18 protein-coding genes are annotated in these 16,344 nt (G+C 64.9%); 3 read left to right on the top strand and 15 right to left on the bottom strand.

What is annotated here, in order from left to right; genetic code table 11:
- The coding region (locus G3N93_RS18545) for a glycine zipper 2TM domain-containing protein (protein ID WP_206133668.1) at positions 1-440 on the top strand (440 nt) is incomplete at its 5' end.
- 128 nt (positions 441-568) lie between these two features.
- Here the strand turns inward: G3N93_RS18545 and iscX are convergent.
- From iscX to G3N93_RS18485, 12 genes are all read right to left on the bottom strand, one after another.
- Positions 569-778 carry a Fe-S cluster assembly protein IscX gene (iscX, locus tag G3N93_RS18540; RefSeq protein WP_039364760.1) on the bottom strand — a complete coding sequence of 70 codons (210 nt, stop codon included), beginning with the start codon at positions 776-778 and terminating at the stop codon, positions 569-571.
- 19 nt (positions 779-797) lie between these two features.
- Entirely contained in the window at positions 798-1,139 is a 342-nt protein-coding gene (fdx, locus tag G3N93_RS18535; RefSeq protein WP_011352558.1) for an ISC system 2Fe-2S type ferredoxin, read from the bottom strand.
- Between the two features lie 88 nt (positions 1,140-1,227).
- Positions 1,228-3,096 (bottom strand): Fe-S protein assembly chaperone HscA, encoded by a 1,869-nt coding sequence (hscA, locus tag G3N93_RS18530; protein WP_206133667.1) that lies wholly within the window; start codon positions 3,094-3,096, stop codon positions 1,228-1,230.
- A 54-nt stretch (positions 3,097-3,150) separates the two neighbouring features.
- Positions 3,151-3,678, bottom strand: coding sequence for a Fe-S protein assembly co-chaperone HscB (hscB, locus tag G3N93_RS18525; protein ID WP_011352560.1), 528 nt, complete (start codon positions 3,676-3,678; stop codon positions 3,151-3,153).
- 97 nt (positions 3,679-3,775) lie between these two features.
- Entirely contained in the window at positions 3,776-4,099 is a 324-nt protein-coding gene (gene iscA / locus G3N93_RS18520; protein WP_011352561.1) for an iron-sulfur cluster assembly protein IscA, read from the bottom strand.
- A 65-nt stretch (positions 4,100-4,164) separates the two neighbouring features.
- Complete coding sequence (iscU, locus tag G3N93_RS18515; protein ID WP_011352562.1) at positions 4,165-4,572, bottom strand: Fe-S cluster assembly scaffold IscU; 408 nt, start codon at positions 4,570-4,572, stop codon at positions 4,165-4,167.
- A gap of 71 nt (positions 4,573-4,643) precedes the next feature.
- On the bottom strand, positions 4,644-5,867 hold the full coding sequence (locus G3N93_RS18510; protein ID WP_011352563.1) for an IscS subfamily cysteine desulfurase: 1,224 nt from the start codon (positions 5,865-5,867) through the stop codon (positions 4,644-4,646).
- Positions 5,868-5,931: 64 nt separating this feature from the next.
- Positions 5,932-6,471 carry a Fe-S cluster assembly transcriptional regulator IscR gene (gene iscR, locus G3N93_RS18505; protein WP_009691731.1) on the bottom strand — a complete coding sequence of 180 codons (540 nt, stop codon included), beginning with the start codon at positions 6,469-6,471 and terminating at the stop codon, positions 5,932-5,934.
- Positions 6,472-6,585: 114 nt separating this feature from the next.
- On the bottom strand, positions 6,586-7,068 hold the full coding sequence (locus tag G3N93_RS18500) for a low molecular weight protein-tyrosine-phosphatase (protein ID WP_174941866.1): 483 nt from the start codon (positions 7,066-7,068) through the stop codon (positions 6,586-6,588).
- Between the two features lie 101 nt (positions 7,069-7,169).
- On the bottom strand, positions 7,170-7,397 hold the full coding sequence (locus tag G3N93_RS18495) for a hypothetical protein (protein ID WP_174941864.1): 228 nt from the start codon (positions 7,395-7,397) through the stop codon (positions 7,170-7,172).
- 129 nt (positions 7,398-7,526) lie between these two features.
- Positions 7,527-8,939 carry a lactate utilization protein B gene (locus tag G3N93_RS18490; protein WP_206133666.1) on the bottom strand — a complete coding sequence of 471 codons (1,413 nt, stop codon included), beginning with the start codon at positions 8,937-8,939 and terminating at the stop codon, positions 7,527-7,529.
- A 34-nt stretch (positions 8,940-8,973) separates the two neighbouring features.
- On the bottom strand, positions 8,974-9,696 hold the full coding sequence (locus tag G3N93_RS18485; RefSeq protein WP_174941862.1) for a (Fe-S)-binding protein: 723 nt from the start codon (positions 9,694-9,696) through the stop codon (positions 8,974-8,976).
- A gap of 183 nt (positions 9,697-9,879) precedes the next feature.
- On the opposite strand from G3N93_RS18485, the gene G3N93_RS18480 reads away from it, so the two are divergent.
- Positions 9,880-10,689, top strand: a complete 810-nt coding sequence (locus G3N93_RS18480; protein WP_011352568.1) for an IclR family transcriptional regulator — start codon at positions 9,880-9,882, stop codon at positions 10,687-10,689.
- A gap of 92 nt (positions 10,690-10,781) precedes the next feature.
- Here G3N93_RS18480 and pbpG read toward each other — a convergent pair whose 3' ends face one another.
- Complete coding sequence (pbpG, locus tag G3N93_RS18475; RefSeq protein ID WP_206133665.1) at positions 10,782-11,948, bottom strand: D-alanyl-D-alanine endopeptidase; 1,167 nt, start codon at positions 11,946-11,948, stop codon at positions 10,782-10,784.
- A gap of 653 nt (positions 11,949-12,601) precedes the next feature.
- On the opposite strand from pbpG, the gene G3N93_RS18470 reads away from it, so the two are divergent.
- Positions 12,602-13,168, top strand: coding sequence for a phasin family protein (locus G3N93_RS18470; RefSeq protein WP_039364780.1), 567 nt, complete (start codon positions 12,602-12,604; stop codon positions 13,166-13,168).
- Positions 13,169-13,368: 200 nt separating this feature from the next.
- Here the strand turns inward: G3N93_RS18470 and lpdA are convergent, their stop codons facing one another.
- The gene (lpdA, locus tag G3N93_RS18465) at positions 13,369-15,120 is read right to left on the bottom strand and encodes a dihydrolipoyl dehydrogenase (protein ID WP_206133664.1); all 1,752 of its coding nucleotides are present in this window, start codon (positions 15,118-15,120) and stop codon (positions 13,369-13,371) included.
- A gap of 280 nt (positions 15,121-15,400) precedes the next feature.
- On the bottom strand, positions 15,401-16,344 hold a 944-nt coding region (locus tag G3N93_RS18460), incomplete at its 5' end, for a dihydrolipoyllysine-residue acetyltransferase (protein WP_206133663.1).

Genomic DNA, 16,344 nt, shown 5'->3' with positions numbered 1-16,344 from the left:
AGCCGAAGCCGGCGCCGCGTCCGGCCGCACCGCATCGCCGTCACACTACGGCACCGCAGCCGCCGCAATATGCCCAGCAACCGTCCGCACCCGCGCAGACCTACTGCCAAAGCTGCGGTACGGTCGTCGCGGTCACGCCGATCCGTACGCCGGGCCAAAGCTCGGGCATCGGGGCGGTCGGCGGCGCCGCGGCAGGCGGCCTGCTGGGCAACCAGTTCGGCCACGGCAACGGCCGCACCGCGATGACGATCATCGGCGCACTGGGTGGCGGCCTGGCCGGCAACCAGGTCGAGAAGCAGGTGCGCGCGGAAACCGACTACCAGGTGCAAGTCCAGATGGAGAGTGGCGCGACGCGCACGTTCACGTACCACAACCAGCAGCCGCCGTTCGGCCAGGGCCAGCGTGTGCGGATCGAGAACGGGTCGCTGGTCGGCGCGTGATCGCGTGACCTCCTGCCCGCGTGACGCACGCGGGCAACCGGCCTGAAAATGAAAACGGCTCGTGAGCGATTGCTCACGAGCCGTTTTTTCATTACCGGCCGGCTGCGCCGTTGCGGCGCACGCGGTATTCAGTCTTCGTCGTCGAAGTCCGATTCGTCGATCCAGTGGGCCTGGATCGCTTCGAGGATCTTCTCGCCGGAGTGCTTCGGATCGTCGTTGAAGCCATCGAGCTCGAGCACCCACTGGCGCAAGTCGACGAAGTTGATCCGCTGCGGGTCGATGTCCGGGTGCTTGTCCGCCAGCGCAATGGCTATTTCACGCGAATCGGTCCATTTCATCGCCTGCCTCCGGTTCCTGTCAGTGGTTTTCCTTCGCGTGGTTGATCGAGTACTTCGGAATCTCGACCACCAGGTCCGAATCTTCCTTCACGATTGCCTGGCACGACAGGCGCGACGTCGGCTCGAGGCCCCACGCCTTGTCCAGCAGATCGTCCTCGTCCTCCTCGGACGGCGTCAGATCGTTGAAGCCTTCGCGGATCACCACGTGGCACGTCGTGCACGCGCACGACTTCTCGCATGCATGCTCGATCTCGATCCCGTGTTCGAGCAGGTTGTCGCAGATACTCTTGCCGGGCGTCGCGTCGATCACTGCGCCATCCGGGCACAGTTCGACGTGAGGCAGCACCACCAGTTGAGGCATGTCCGTTCCGTCAGTCAAGGTGCGGCGCCAGGCGCCGCACGGTTCATTATCGCGCGGGCCGTCGCCGGCCAATGCGCAGTTCGTGTATTCAGATTTCGTCGAGCCGGCGGCCCGACAGCGCGCGCTTGATGCTCTTGTCCATCCGGCGCGCCGCGAATTCGTCGGTGCCGTCGGCCAGCGCCTTGGTCGCCGCTTCGATTGCGTTCGTATCGTCGCCTTGCGCGACCGCGCGCAGCGCCGCGGCCAACGCATCGACTTGCGTGCGCTCGTTCGCGTCGAGCAGTTCGCTGTCGGCCGCCAACGCGGCCTGTGTCGCCTCGAGCATCCGCTCGGCCTCGACCTGCGCTTCGCGCAGCGCGCGGGCGCGCATGTCGATTTCGGCGGTCTTGAAGCTGTCCTCGAGCATCTTCGCGATGTCGTCGTCGGCAAGACCGTACGACGGCTTCACGACGACCGAAGCCTCGACGCCCGACAGTTGCTCGCGGGCAAACACCGACAGCAGGCCATCCGCGTCGACCTGGTAGGTCACGCGAATGCGTGCGGCGCCGGCCGTCATCGGCGGGATGCCGCGCAGCTCGAAGCGCGCAAGCGACCGGCAGTCGGCGACGAGCTCGCGCTCGCCTTGCACGACGTGGATCGCCATCGCGGTCTGGCCGTCCTTGAAGGTCGTGAATTCCTGCGCGCGCGCGATCGGAATCGTCGAGTTGCGCGGAATGATCTTCTCGACGAGGCCGCCCATCGTCTCGACACCGAGCGACAGCGGAATCACGTCGAGCAGGAGCCAGTCGTCGCCGGTGCCGCGATTGCCTGCGAGCAGGTCGGCCTGGATCGCCGCGCCGAGCGCGACGACCTGGTCCGGATCGAGGTTCACGAGCGGCGGCTGGCCGAAATATTTCGCGACTGCGTCGCGGATCACCGGCATGCGCGTCGCGCCGCCGACGAGCACGACGCCCTTGATGTCGGCCGACGTCACCTGCGCGTCGCGCAGCGCCTTGCGGGTCGGCGTGAGCGTGCGCTGCACGAGCGGCTCGACGAGCGACGCGAACGTATCGTGAGAGATGGTCTGCACGAGGTGTGCGCCACCCGACAGCGTGACGTCGAGCGACGCCTGCGGCGCGGACGACAGCGCTTCCTTCAGCACGCGCACGCGATCGAGCAGCAGGCGCACGTCCTCGGGCGCAAGCGTCTTCGCATCGATGCCGGCCTGCGCGAGCACGTGATCGAACAGTGCATGGTCGAAATCGTCGCCGCCGAGCGCAGAATCGCCGCCCGCGGCCAGCACTTCGAACACGCCCTTGGTCAGCTTCAGGATCGACAGGTCGAACGTGCCGCCGCCGAGGTCGTACACCGCGTAGAGGCCTTCGGCCCCGTTGTCGAGACCGTAGGCAATCGCCGCGGCGGTCGGTTCGTTCAGCAGGCGCAGCACGTTGAGGCCCGCGAGACGCGCGGCATCCTTGGTCGCCTGGCGTTGCGCTTCATCGAAATACGCGGGCACCGTGATCACCGCGCCGACCAGGTCGTCGCCCAGCGAATCTTCCGCGCGATAGCGCAGCGTCGCGAGAATCTCGGCCGACACTTCGACCGGGCTCTTCACGCCGTCGATGGTGCGGATCTGCACCATGCCCGGCGCATCGACGAATTCGTACGGCGCGTTCGCCACGCCTTCGACCTCGGCCTTGCCGCGGCCCATGAGGCGCTTGACCGACACGATCGTGTTGCGCGGATCGGTCGCGGCCTGCTCTTTCGCCTCGTGGCCGATGCGTCGGCCGCCCTTCTCGAGATAGCGGACCACCGACGGCAGCAGCACGCGGCCTGCTTCGTCCGGCAGCACTTCGGGCACGCTGTTGCGCACAGCCGCGACGAGCGAGTTCGTCGTGCCGAGATCGATCCCGACGGCGAGTCGCCGCTGATGCGGCGCCGGCGCCATGCCCGGTTCGGAAATTTGCAGTAAAGCCATCTTGGTTCGTTCGGGCGCTCGGCCCGTTTGCTGCGCGTGCCGCAAGGCACGCGGTTAAGTTTCGAGGCGCTCGATCTGCGCGCCCACTTCCGACGCGACCCGTTCGATGAACATCAGCTGGCGCACGGCCTCGGCGGCCGCCTGATCGGCGCCGCTGTCGAGCAGCGTGCCGAGGCGCTCCACACGCACGCGCCGCTCTTCGCGCAACTCGGCGAGCAGCGCGTCGAGCGCGTCGACGTTGCGGGCGGCCGCGGCATCCTCGATGCCCTCGCGCCACTCCATCTGCTGCATCAGGAACGCAGGCTCCATCGCGGTGTTGTTTTCCGCGCCGATGTCGACGCCGCGCAGCGACAGCAGATAGGACGCGCGCTTCAGCGGATCGCGCAGCGTGCGATACGCCTCGTTCGCGCGGGTGGCCCATTGCATCGCGATGCGCTTCTGCGCGTCGCCGGCCGCCGCGAAGCGGTCCGGATGCACCTGCGTCTGCACCGTTCGATAGGCGGCGTCGAGCACCGTTTCGTCGAGCGCGAATTGCGCCGGCAGGTGAAACAGGTCGAAGTGGCTGTCTTTCAGCGAGACCATCGTCGCGTTCAATTCCGGTTCGTCGCGCGGCAAACGCCGCACATTAAAAAGGCGGCCCGTGCCGCCTCTTGCCCGCATCGTGCGGAGATCCGCGTGGTCACACGCGGAACGATTCGCCGCAGCCGCACTCGTCCTTCACGTTCGGGTTGTTGAACTTGAACCCTTCGTTCAGGCCTTCGCGTGCGAAGTCGAGTTCGGTGCCGTCGATGTAGGCCAGGCTCTTCGGATCGACGATGACCTTCACGCCATGGCTCTCGAACACCTGATCCTCGGGAGCCAGCTCGTCGACATACTCGAGCTTGTACGCGAGCCCCGAGCACCCGGTCGTGCGAACGCCAAGCCGCAGGCCCACACCCTTGCCGCGACGGACGAGGTATTTCTGGACGTGCTGTGCTGCTTTTTCGGTCAGTGAAATTGCCATGATGTCCTTGCCGCGGCGTGCCACCGGGGCCCGCCGCGTTCCTTCTGAAAGCCGCTCGATGCCGCTCAGGCTGCTGCCTGATCGCCTTCCGTGGTGTCGTGACGCTTCTTGTAGTCGGCCACGGCCGCCTTGATCGCGTCTTCCGCGAGGATCGAGCAGTGAATCTTCACCGGCGGCAGCGCGAGTTCTTCCGCGATCTGCGTGTTCTTGATCGACAGTGCTTCGTCGAGCGTCTTGCCCTTCACCCATTCGGTGACGAGCGAGCTCGACGCGATCGCCGAACCGCAACCGTAGGTCTTGAACTTCGCGTCTTCGATCACGCCGTCCGCGCCGACGCGGATCTGCAGCTTCATCACGTCGCCGCAGGCCGGCGCGCCGACCATGCCCGTGCCGACCGTGTCGTCGTCCTTCGCGAACGAACCGACGTTGCGCGGGTTTTCGTAGTGATCCAGAACCTTGTTGCTGTAAGACATGACTCAGACTCCTTGACTCGTTACGTCTGCGTGCGCGAATCCGCCCGCGGGTATGTTCTTCAATCCGGCGCTCAGTGTGCGGCCCATTCGATCGTCGACAGATCGATGCCTTCCTGGTGCATTTCCCAGAGCGGCGAGAGTTCGCGCAGCTTCGCGATCTTGCTGTTCAGCAGGTTGATCACGAAGTCGACTTCCTGCTCCGTCGTGAAGCGGCCGACCGTGAAGCGGATCGAGCTGTGTGCCAGCTCGTCGTTGCGGCCGAGCGCACGCAGCACGTACGACGGCTCCAGCGACGCCGACGTGCATGCGGAGCCCGACGACACCGCGACGTCCTTGATCGCCATGATCAGCGACTCGCCTTCGACGAAGTTGAAACTGATGTTGAGGTTGTGCGGGACACGACGTTCCATGTCACCGTTCACGTACGTTTCCTCGATTTGCGACAGGCCGCGCAGCAGCTTGTCGCGCAGCATGCGGACGCGCTCGTTTTCCGTCGCCATTTCTTCGCGTGCGATGCGGAACGCTTCGCCCATGCCGACGATCTGGTGCGTCGCCAGCGTGCCCGAACGCATGCCGCGCTCGTGGCCGCCGCCGTGCATCTGCGCTTCGATGCGCACACGCGGCTTGCGACGCACGTACAGCGCGCCGATGCCCTTCGGGCCGTAGGTCTTGTGCGCCGAGAACGACATCAGGTCGACCTTCAGCTTCGCGAGGTCGATCTCGACCTTGCCGGTCGATTGCGCGGCGTCGACGTGGAACACGATGCCCTTCTCGCGGCAGATCTCACCGATCGTCTCGATGTCCTGGATCACGCCGATCTCGTTGTTCACGTGCATCACCGACACGAGGATCGTGTCCGGGCGCAGCGCGGCCTTGAACACGTCGAGGTCGATCAGGCCGTCATCCTTCACGTCGAGGTAGGTGACTTCGAAACCGTCACGCTCGAGCTCGCGGCAGGTATCGAGCACGGCCTTGTGCTCGGTCTTCACCGTGATGATGTGCTTGCCCTTGCCCTTGTAGAAGTTCGCGGCACCCTTGATTGCGAGGTTGTCCGATTCCGTTGCGCCGGACGTCCAGATGATCTCGCGCGGATCCGCGTTCACGAGCGCGGCCACGTTCTCGCGCGCTTCCTCGACCGCACGCTCCGCGTCCCAGCCATACGCGTGGCTCCGCGACGCCGGGTTGCCGAACTGCTCGCGCAGGTACGGCACCATCTTGTCGACCACGCGCGGGTCGACCGGCGTCGTCGCGCTGTAATCCATATAGATGGGCAGGTGGAGAGTGTCTTGGGTCATCTGTCGCTCCGGGAATTCTGTGCAGGGACTATGTGCGTTATGGGGTATGGTGGCGCCTTCGCGCTCACGAACTCGCGATGTTGAACACCGAATTGGGGCCGAGCGGCATCGTGCGAACCGGCTCGGCCGGCGCCGCAACGGGCTCCGGCGTGCGCCGGTCGCGCAGCACCGCGGGTGCGCCCTCGCGAGCGCGCTGCTGATCGACGAGATCCTGCAGCGACACCGAATCGAGGTATTCGACCATCTTCTGGTTCAGCGTCGACCACAGCTCGTGCGTCATGCAATGGCCGTCGGGCTGCTTCGAGCCGTCGCACGTGCCTTTGCCGCCGCACTGCGTGGCGTCGAGCGGTTCATCGACCGCGATGATGATGTCGGCGACGGTGACATCCTGCGCGCGACGCGCGAGGTTGTAGCCGCCGCCCGGGCCGCGCACGGATTCGACAATTTCATGCCTGCGCAGCTTGCCGAACAGCTGTTCGAGATACGAGAGCGAAATCCGCTGGCGCTGGCTGATGCCTGCAAGCGTCACCGGGCCCTGCTCCTGGCGCAGTGCCAAGTCAATCATCGCCGTGACGGCGAAACGGCCTTTGGTGGTGAGTCTCATGGTGTCTAGGGGACTGCAATCTTGACGATTTTGGTCAAGTATAAATATTTGACGTTTTTAGTCAAGTATCCATGTCTTTGAAAGGGTATTCGCAGATCGCTGAATACCGCGCGATCAGCGCTCCGTGCGGGCCCGGAGCGTCTCCAGCAGGCCCGCGCACGCGCGCTCGACCTGATCGAGCACCTGCTCGAAGCCCTGCGCACCGCCGAAATAGGGATCGGCCACTTCGGTTTCGGTCGAATCCGGCGCGAATTCCATCAGCAGGCGCACCTTGTCGTGATGCTGCGGCGGACAGCGGCGGCGCAACTCCGCGAGATTCGCCTCGTCCATCGCGAGCAGCAGGTCGAAGCGCTCGAAATCCGCCGCGCTCACCTGCCGTGCGCGCAGCGCCGACAGGTCGTAGCCGCGACCACGCGCGGCAGCCTGCGCACGCGTATCGGGCGGCTCGCCGACATGCCAGTCGCCGGTACCGGCCGAATCGATCGCGATCCGGTCCGCCAGCGCGGCCGCGTCGACCTGGTGACGCATCACGCCTTCCGCGGTGGGCGAACGGCAGATGTTGCCGAGACAGACGAAACAGATCGAAACGCGGGTCATCGCACTATCGGAAAGCCGCGGCGGACCGCGTGGGAGAAGAACACGCCATTATACAAAGGCGGCCGAAATCGCGCCGCCGCGCAAAGCGACGGCGCCATGCCTTACAGCGCCTTCGGCGCGGCGAGCACGACGTCGCCGGATGCCGCCGGCAGCGGCTTCGCCGAATCGCCGACCAGCCCGAACGACACCGCACGCGCCAGCTCGGCGGAAGCCTGGTGAACCGCGAGCGGACCACGCGACGGCGCCTCGGCCATCGCATGCAGATAGGCAGCCGCGGCCAGCGGAACGACGATTGCCAGCGGCCAGTACATCGATATTGTCTTTTTCATGATGCGGACCTCCTTGACCTCGTACCCCGAAACCCAATTCCGGGGACTACAGACAGGATTCTATAGACCGCACCTATCGAGATAAATATACAAATAGCGAACGCACTGTTGTCGCCGGATGAACAGTCGTCAGCCGAGGTGGCTCTGCGACGCCGCGTACAGTTCGCGGAACGTGCGCCCGGTCGGTGTCGGCATGTCGCGCGTATCCATCCAGCCGCCCATCATCGGCAGGCGCCGGAGCGTGCCGCCGTTACTGCCCAGCCGCTCGAGGATGCGCACCGCGAGCTTGGTCGTCAGCGCATACAGCATCGGCCGGCGCGCAAAGAAGCCCCAGGCGGCGAGCGCCGCCCGCTCGCGCCACGGTCGCAGATGCCGCTCGACCTGCTTCTCGCGCAGCGTACGCAACAGGTGTGACAGCGGAATCCCGGCCGGGCACACGCTGTCGCACTCCCCGCATAGGGTTGCGGCCTGCGGCAGGTCGAGTGAGCGGTCGAGCCCGACGTAGCTCGGCGTCAGCACGGACCCCATCGGCCCCGGGTAGACCCAGCCGTACGCGTGGCCGCCGACCTTCTGGTACACCGGACAATGGTTCATGCATGCGCCGCAGCGGATGCAGCGCAGCATCTCCTGGAATTCGCCGCCGATCAGCCCGGTGCGGCCGCCGTCGACGAGCACGACATAGTTGTGCTCGGGGCCATCTTCGTCGCCGGGCCCGCGCGGCCCGGTCAGCAGCGAGAAGTAGTTCGACGTCTTCTGCCCCGTTGCGGAGCGCGGCAGCAGACGCATCGCGGTCGCGAGGTCCTCGAGCGTCGGCAGCACCTTCTCGATGCCCGTCACCGCCACATGCACGCGCGGCATCACGGTGCACATCCCCTCGTTCCCTTCGTTCGTCACGATCGCAACCGATCCGGTCTCGGCGATCACGAAGTTGCCGCCCGTCACGCCCATGTCGGCCGACATGAAATGCGGGCGCAGCACTTCGCGCGCCTCGCGCGTCATGTCCGGAATCTCGGTGAGCCGCTCGCGATGGTGGGTGCGCGCGAACAGGTCGGCGATCTCGTCCTTGTCCTTGTGCACGACGGGCGCAATGATGTGACTCGGCGGCTCGTTGTCGTTGATCTGCAGGATGTATTCGCCGAGATCCGTCTCGATCGACTGCACGCCCATCTCCGCGAGCACCGCGTTCAGACGCATTTCCTCCGACACCATCGACTTGGTCTTGATGACCTTCTTCACGTCGTGACGGCGCGCAATGTCGGCCACGAGCCGTGCGGCATCCGCGGTCGTTTCGGCGAACAGCACCGTCGTGCCGCGCCGCGTCGCCTCGCGCTCGAACGCCTCGAGCCACACGTCGAGGTTCTCCAGCGCGCGGTTGCGGCGGGCCTTCAGGGCGGCGCGCGTGGCCGGGAAGTCGATCGCGGCCATCGCGTCGGCGCGCGCGGACACGAATTTCGTCGACAGCTTCTTCAGGTTCTGCTGCAGGCGCTGGTCGGCCAGCTTCTGGCCGGCGCGCGCCTTGAAATGCATCGATTGGACTTGCATCGCGGTATCGGGGAAAAGTGAGCGGAACCGGGCGTCAGACGTCGCCCGCCAGCACCTGCGCGACGTGCAGCACGCGCGTGTCGCGGTCGCCGGTGCGGCGCAACCGCCCTTCGATGTTCAGCATGCAGCCGAGATCGCCCAGCACGACGGCGCCCGTACCGGACGCGCGCACGTTCGCGCATTTCTCGTCCGCGATGGCTGCCGAAATGTCGCCGTACTTGATCGCGAACGTGCCGCCAAAGCCGCAGCAGTGCTCGCAATCCTTCATCTCGGTGACCGCGATGCCGCGCTGCGCGAGCAGCGCGCGCGGCTGCGCTTTCACGCCGAGCTCGCGCAGGCCCGAGCACGAATCGTGATAGGTGACGGGCCCCGTGAATTCGCCCGGCGCGAGCGACACCTTCGCGACGTTCGCCAGGAAATCGGTCAGTTCGTAGACTTTCTGCTGGAACCGCGTGTAGCGCCCCATCAGCTCGGGGTCGTCGCGGAACAGGTCGCCGTAGTGCGCGCGGATCATCCCGCCGCACGACCCCGACGGCGCGACGACGTAATCGAACTGCTCGAACTCGCGCAGCGTCTTTTCCGCGAGGTCACGCGCGAGCGCACGGTCGCCCGAGTTGTAGGCCGGCTGGCCGCAGCAAGTCTGCGCGGGCGGCACGATCACCTCGTAGCCGGCGTCGCGAATCAGCTTGAGCGCCGAAAAACCGATTTCGGGGCGCATCAGATCGACCAGGCAGGTCACGAACAAACCGACTCGCATACGTGCTCCTTCGAGAAAACGGCTCTCATTATCCGCCGTTTGGCCGGCAAGACCAACGCCGGCGCTCACGCAAGCCCGCACGGCGCGAAACGAGGATTCCCTCGAACGGCGTTCGCTTTTTTCACGATACGAGATACAATCGTTCCAACACCGCTTGACGCGTCAACCGATTTCTCCCCCGACATGAGCCAACCCACCCCGGATTCAAAAACGTCGATCCAGGTGATCGAACGCATGATGCGGTTGCTGGACGCGCTCGCCGCGCACAGTGACCCTGTCAGCCTGAAGGAGCTTGCGCAGCGGACGGAGCTGCACCCGTCGACCGCGCACCGCATCCTCAACGACATGGTGACCTGCCGTCTCGTCGACCGCTCCGATCCCGGCACGTACCGCCTCGGCATGCGGTTGCTGGAGCTCGGCAACCTCGTGAAGGCGCGCCTGTCGGTACGCGACGCGGCGCTGATGCCGATGCGCGAGCTGCACCGCCTCACCGGGCAGACCGTGAACCTGTCGGTGCGCCAGGGCGACGAAATCGTCTACATCGAGCGCGCGTATTCGGAACGCTCGGGGATGCAGGTCGTCCGTGCGATCGGTGGCCGCGCGCCGCTGCACCTCACGTCGGTTGGCAAGCTGTTCCTCGCGGCCGACGAGACGTCGCGCGTGCGCGCCTATGCGACGCGCACGGGGCTGTCCGGCCATACGCAGAACAGCATCACCGACATCGCGAAGCTCGAGCGCGAGCTGACGATCGTCCGCCAGCAATCGTGCGCACGCGACAACGAGGAACTGGAGCTCGGCGTGCGCTGTATCGCGGCCGGCATCTACGACGATTCGGGCAAGCTCGTCGCGGGCCTGTCGCTGTCGGCGCCGGCCGATCGTCTGCAGGATGCGTGGCTCGGTCAGTTGAGCCGCACGGCCCTCACCATTTCGGAATCCCTCGGCTACCGGCCGGCGCCCACGAAGGATACGGACGGGCTGCAGCGGCAGGCGTAAGCCGCTCCCGCACACCCAATGAAAAAGCCCCGCGATTGCGGGGCTTTTTTTCAGCCATCGACGCGGCGGCGAGCCGCCACGCCTTTGTGCGATCAGGTCCCGCCGTTCGGCGTGTTGGCCGCCGTCAGGCGCTCGCCGCCGCCGGCATCGAGCCAGTTGCGCAGGCGCGCCGCATCCGCGAAGCGCGAATACTTGCCGAACGAATCGAGCAGCACCATCACCATCGGCTTGCCGTGGATCGTCGCCTGCATCACGAGGCATTCGCCGGCTTCGTTGATGAAGCCCGTCTTCTGCAGACCGATGTCCCACGAGCCGTTGCCGCGGATCAGCGCGTTCGTGCTGTTGTAGACCAGGTTGCGCTTGCCCGTGTACACCTCGTAGGTGCGATCGGTCGAGAACTGACGAATCATCGGGTACTGGTACGCCGCGTTGACCATCTTCACGAGGTCGCGCGCGCTCGACACGTTCGAGCTCGACAGACCCGTCGAATTCTCGAAGTGCGTATCGGTCATGCCGAGCGACTTCGCCTTCGCGTTCATCGCGGCGATGAACGCCGGACGGCCGCCCGGGTAGTAGCGCGACAGCGCAGCGGCCGCGCGGTTTTCCGACGCCATCAGCGCGATGTGCAGCATGTCTTCGCGCGACAGCACCGAGCCGACCGACAGGCGCGAGCCCGTGCCCTTCTCGTAGTCGCGGTCTTCGTCGGTGACTTCGATCTGGTCGGTCATCGGCGTCTTCGAGTCGAGCACGACCATCGCCGTCATCAGCTTCGAGATCGACGCGATCGGCACGACGGCGTGCGAATTCTTGTCGAACAGCGGCTCGCCCGAATTCTGGTCGACGACGTACGCGACGCTCGAACGCAGCGCGAGCGCGTCGGGCGTGTCGTGCAGGCCGAACGCCTGGCCGACGGTCGGCCGGCGCGGCTGGAACGCGACCTTGCGCACTGCGCCGTGATGGCCGCCATGCAAGTTCGACGCGAGCGTCACGCGCTTGCGCGACGCCTTCGCGCGCGGCGCGTCGGCGGCCGCGACCTTCGCGGATTTGTCGGAGCTGGCCTTGGCCGACTTCTTCTTCGCGGACGAAGCAGGAGCGACAGCCTTTTTCTTGGCGGCTTGTTGGGTCTTCGCAGTGGCGGCAAAGGCGTCAGCGGGCGCGACGGTCGCGGTGGTCGCCAGCAAGGCGACTGCGATCGACACAGCCGTGCCGAGCGTCATGCTCTGCAACAATCTGCGCGGTGAAAACGATTCGGCTTTCATTGGGGTCTGGACAAAGCGGGCGGGAGGTTTCCGCAAGTGTAGTTAAAGCTGAAAAAAAGAGCAATATTAGGCACTTACCGATCGTCGTTAAACCGGAATGTAAGGGTCGGCCAACCTCTGGCCAATGAACCCTCCCGCCCCCATCGAAAAAACCAATGGGATGCGCTGCCCGACAGTACCCGTCTCCCGATTACACACGGTTAATTGAGATAACGTCACTTCGGAGGCGATTTAAAGCGGGGAAACTACGTATCCGGCGCTCGGGGTGCCAGGGGCGCCAGTCTCGGCCGTGGCGGCGGCAGGTCGCCACGGTACGCGCATCGAAACGGCGCGTTTTTCGACAGGAACAGAAGGATAACGTTCCACAGGCCTGTCAGGTTTACCTGTGCATGATCATGGTGCGCCGCGCCTGCCCCGCCGCCGTGCGCACCATCTGGGATCGCGCATGAAACCGATTCCGGACGGGCACGATAACTCGTTGTTTTATCGATAATTTGTCACGATTGTGCAACGCACAAAAAATACTTGACATTGGTTTTCTCTGCCCTAAAATAAGCCTCATTGCTGCGTTGCACAAAGCACGCGCATCCGAGGTTCCCCAGCGTAGTGCCCTTTACTCTGCGATCGACGCGATCGCTTTTCAGGAGCTTGACATGTCCTTGCTGACCCCCGAGCAAATCGCCGCCGCCCAGAAAGCCAACCTCGAAAGCCTGTTCGGTCTGACGACCAAGGCGTTCGAAGGCGTCGAAAAGCTGATCGAACTCAACCTGCAGGTCGTGAAGTCGACGCTGGCCGAAGGCCAGGAAAACGCACAGCGCCTGCTGTCGGTGAAGGACGCACAGGAACTGATCGCGCTGCAAGCCAGCCTGTCGCAGCCGGTCGCGGAAAAGGTGCTGTCGTACGGCCGTCACCTGTATGAAATCGCATCGTCGACGCAAGCCGAGTTCGCGAAGGTTGCCGAAGCGCAATTCGAAGAGCAGAACAAGAAGGTCCAGGCACTCGTCGACAACGTCGCGAAGAACGCCCCGGCTGGTTCGGAAACGGCTGTCGCTGCGCTGAAGTCGGCACTGAACGCTGCGAACACCACGTACGAAACGGTTCAGAAGGCAACGAAGCAAGCCGTCGAAATCGCTGAAACGAACTTCAACGCTGCTGCTGCCGTCGCAACGAAGGCTGCTACCGCCGCTGCTGCACGTCGTACGAGCAAGCCGGCCGCGTAAGCGTCCCCTGCTCCTGAAAGAGCCGCGCCCAGCGCGGCTTTTTCGTTTGTGGCGCCGGAACACGCTGGAACCGGCAAGTTGCCGGCCGCCTCGAACGGTCGTTGAGCATCGGCCCCAAGCAAAAGAAAACGCCGCCGCCCGGATTGCCCGGGAGGCGGCGTTTTTTCGTGGCCGGCAGAGTGCCGGCCGAGCCGGCCGCGTTACTTCTTGCGTTGCGGCGGCAGATCCGTACAGACGCCTTCGTACAGCTCGGCGGCCATGCCGACCGATTCGCCGAGCGTCGGGTGCGGATGGATCGTCTTGCCGATGTCTTCCGCGTCCGCGCCCATCTCGACGGCGAGGCACACTTCGCTGATCAGGTCGCCCGCGTTCAGGCCGACGATCGCACCGCCGATCACCCGGTGGGTTTCCTCGTCGAAGATCAGCTTCGTGAAGCCTTCGTCGCGGCCGTTCGCGATCGCGCGGCCCGATGCGGCCCACGGGAACACGGCCTTGCCGTACTTGATACCTTCGGCCTTGCACTGGTCTTCCGTCTTGCCGGCCCACGCCACTTCCGGATCGGTGTACGCCACCGACGGGATCTGCAGGGCGTCGAAGTATGCCTTCTCGCCGTGCGCGGCTTCCGCTGCGACGTGGCCTTCATGCACGGCCTTGTGCGCGAGCATCGGCTGGCCGACGATATCGCCGATCGCGAAGATGTGCGGGACGTTCGTGCGCATCTGCTTGTCGACGTCGATGAAGCCGCGATCCGTGACCGCGACGCCCGCCTTGTCGGCGCCGATCTTCTTGCCGTTCGGGCTGCGGCCCACTGCGACGAGCACGAGGTCGTAGCGCTGCGCTTCCGCCGGCGCCTTCTCGCCCTCGAACTTCACGTAGATGCCGTCTTCCTTCGCTTCCGCGCCGACCGTCTTGGTCTTCAGCATCACGTTGCCGAAGCGCTTCGCGTTGTACTTTTCCCAGACCTTCACGAGATCGCGGTCCGCGCCCATCATCAGGCCGTCCATCATTTCGACGACGTCGATCTCGGCGCCGAGCGTCGAGTACACCGTTGCCATTTCGAGGCCGATGATGCCGCCGCCGATCACGAGCATGCGTTTCGGCAGCTGGCGCAGTTCGAGTGCGCCGGTCGAATCGACGACGCGCGGGTCTTCCGGCATGAACGGCAGCTTCACGGCCTGCGAGCCCGCTGCGATGATCGCCTGCTTGAACTTCACGACCTTCTTGCCGTTTTCGCCCTGCACTTCCATGTGATACGGATCGACGAATGCGCCGACGCCCGTGACCACTTCGACCTTGCGTGCCTTCGCCATGCCGGCGAGGCCCGTCGTCAGCTTCTTGACGACACCGCCCTTGAAGTCGCGCAGCTTGTCGAGATCGACTTCCGGCTTGCCGAACGTGATGCCGTGCGACGCGAGCGCCGCGGCTTCTTCGACGACGAGCGACGTATGCAGCAGCGCTTTCGACGGGATGCAGCCGACGTTCAGGCACACGCCGCCGAGCGTCGAGTAGCGTTCGACGAGTACCGTCTTCATGCCGAGGTCGGCGGCGCGGAACGCGGCCGAGTAGCCGCCGGGGCCGGCGCCGAGCACGAGCATGTCGCATTCGACGTCGACGGCGCCTGCGTAGCTGCCGGCTTGCGGTGCGGGTGCCGGAGCGGCTGCGGCCGGTGCGGGCTTGGCCGGTTCCGGTGCTTTCGCGGGAGCGGCGGCGCCAGCCGATGCTTCGACGATGGCGATGACGGTGCCTTGCGAGACTTTCTCGCCGGCCTTGACCTTGATTTCCTTGACGGTGCCGGCGACGTCGCTGGGCACTTCCATGGAGGCTTTATCGGATTCGAGCGTGATGAGCGTTTGCTCTTTTTCGATCACGTCGCCGGGTTTCACGTTGACTTCGATGACATCGACGCCGCTGAAATCGCCGATATCCGGAACCTTGACTTCGATGAGACTCATTACTGTCCCCTTCTTGATTAGCTGCAGACAGAGAGGGAGAAACCCGCAAAAGAACCCAAGACGACGGCCTGACAAGAAAGCGCGAACCTGGGCAGGACCACCTTTGCCGTCCGCCCAAGGACGCGCCTTTCTTTTGGTTACTTTTCTTTGGAAGACAAGGAAAAGTGACCGCCGCCCCGCGCAGGGGCGACGCTAATAGACCGTTAGGAATACAGGTTCAACGACAGGGCGCGGATAACAAACAAAAAACCCACGCCCCCGCGAGCACACTCCCCGCTCATCAAAGAATGATGCGACGGAAATCCGCGAGCAACGCGCCGAGATACGCATTGAACCGCGCGGCTTCCGCGCCATCGATCACGCGATGGTCATACGACAGCGACAGCGGCAGCGTCAGGCGCGGCACGAACTGCTTGCCGTCCCACACCGGCTTCATCTGGCCGCGCGACAATCCGAGGATCGCCACTTCCGGCGCGTTGATGATCGGCGTGAAGTTCGTGCCGCCGATCCCGCCGAGCGACGAGATCGAGAAGCAACCACCCTGCATCTGGTCCGGCTTCAGCTTGCCATCGCGTGCGGCCTTCGACAGCTCGGCCATTTCCTTCGCGATATCGACGAGCCCCTTCTTGTCCGCATCGCGGATCACCGGCACGACGAGACCGTTCGGCGTGTCCGCGGCAAAACCGACGTGGTAGTACTGCTTGAACACCAGGTTGTCGCCATCGAGGCTCGCGTTGAAGGTCGGGAACTTCTTCAGCGCAGCGACGACCGCCTTGATCACGAACGCGAGCATCGTGAACTTCACGCCCGCCTTCTCGTGTTCCTTGTTCAACTGCACGCGCAGTGCTTCGAGCTCGGTGATGTCCGCTTCGTCGTTGTTCGTGACGTGCGGGATCATCACCCAGTTGCGATGCAGGTTCGCGCCCGAGATCTTCTTGATGCGCGACAGCGGCTTCGCCTCGAACGGGCCGAACTTCGAGAAGTCGACCTTCGGCCACGGCAGCAGGTTCAGCTCGCCGCCGCCTGCCGGCGCGGCTGCCGCGCCCGGTGCTGCGCGCTGACCGGTCATCACGCCCTTCACGAAGCCCGTGACGTCTTCCTTCGTAATGCGGCCCTTAGGACCGGAACCCTGCACGCGTGCGACTTCGACGCCGAGTTCGCGCGCGAACTTGCGCACCGACGGCGATGCGAGATCGGAAGAGCCCACGACTGACCTCCAATCAC

This window comes from Burkholderia sp. Se-20378 (assembly GCF_017104665.1).
GTDB lineage: Bacteria > Pseudomonadota > Gammaproteobacteria > Burkholderiales > Burkholderiaceae > Burkholderia > Burkholderia lata.
This window is presented reverse-complemented; position numbering and strand designations above follow the sequence as displayed.

What these genes read in the sequence shown, in the direction of transcription:
- pbpG (WP_206133665.1), bottom strand. Translation starts at nt 11,948, where the DNA reads ATGAAAGCCGAATCGTTTTCACCGCGCAGATTGTTGCAGAGCATGACG.
- G3N93_RS18490 (WP_206133666.1), bottom strand. Translation starts at nt 8,939, where the DNA reads ATGCAAGTCCAATCGATGCATTTCAAGGCGCGCGCCGGCCAGAAGCTG.
- fdx (WP_011352558.1), bottom strand. Translation starts at nt 1,139, where the DNA reads ATGCCTCAACTGGTGGTGCTGCCTCACGTCGAACTGTGCCCGGATGGC.
- G3N93_RS18480 (WP_011352568.1), top strand. Translation starts at nt 9,880, where the DNA reads ATGAGCCAACCCACCCCGGATTCAAAAACGTCGATCCAGGTGATCGAA.
- iscR (WP_009691731.1), bottom strand. Translation starts at nt 6,471, where the DNA reads ATGAGACTCACCACCAAAGGCCGTTTCGCCGTCACGGCGATGATTGAC.
- G3N93_RS18470 (WP_039364780.1), top strand. Translation starts at nt 12,602, where the DNA reads ATGTCCTTGCTGACCCCCGAGCAAATCGCCGCCGCCCAGAAAGCCAAC.
- iscX (WP_039364760.1), bottom strand. Translation starts at nt 778, where the DNA reads ATGAAATGGACCGATTCGCGTGAAATAGCCATTGCGCTGGCGGACAAG.
- hscA (WP_206133667.1), bottom strand. Translation starts at nt 3,096, where the DNA reads ATGGCTTTACTGCAAATTTCCGAACCGGGCATGGCGCCGGCGCCGCAT.
- iscA (WP_011352561.1), bottom strand. Translation starts at nt 4,099, where the DNA reads ATGGCAATTTCACTGACCGAAAAAGCAGCACAGCACGTCCAGAAATAC.
- G3N93_RS18485 (WP_174941862.1), bottom strand. Translation starts at nt 9,696, where the DNA reads ATGCGAGTCGGTTTGTTCGTGACCTGCCTGGTCGATCTGATGCGCCCC.
- G3N93_RS18500 (WP_174941866.1), bottom strand. Translation starts at nt 7,068, where the DNA reads ATGACCCGCGTTTCGATCTGTTTCGTCTGTCTCGGCAACATCTGCCGT.
- lpdA (WP_206133664.1), bottom strand. Translation starts at nt 15,120, where the DNA reads ATGAGTCTCATCGAAGTCAAGGTTCCGGATATCGGCGATTTCAGCGGC.
- hscB (WP_011352560.1), bottom strand. Translation starts at nt 3,678, where the DNA reads ATGGTCTCGCTGAAAGACAGCCACTTCGACCTGTTTCACCTGCCGGCG.
- G3N93_RS18495 (WP_174941864.1), bottom strand. Translation starts at nt 7,397, where the DNA reads ATGAAAAAGACAATATCGATGTACTGGCCGCTGGCAATCGTCGTTCCG.
- G3N93_RS18510 (WP_011352563.1), bottom strand. Translation starts at nt 5,867, where the DNA reads ATGACCCAAGACACTCTCCACCTGCCCATCTATATGGATTACAGCGCG.
- iscU (WP_011352562.1), bottom strand. Translation starts at nt 4,572, where the DNA reads ATGTCTTACAGCAACAAGGTTCTGGATCACTACGAAAACCCGCGCAAC.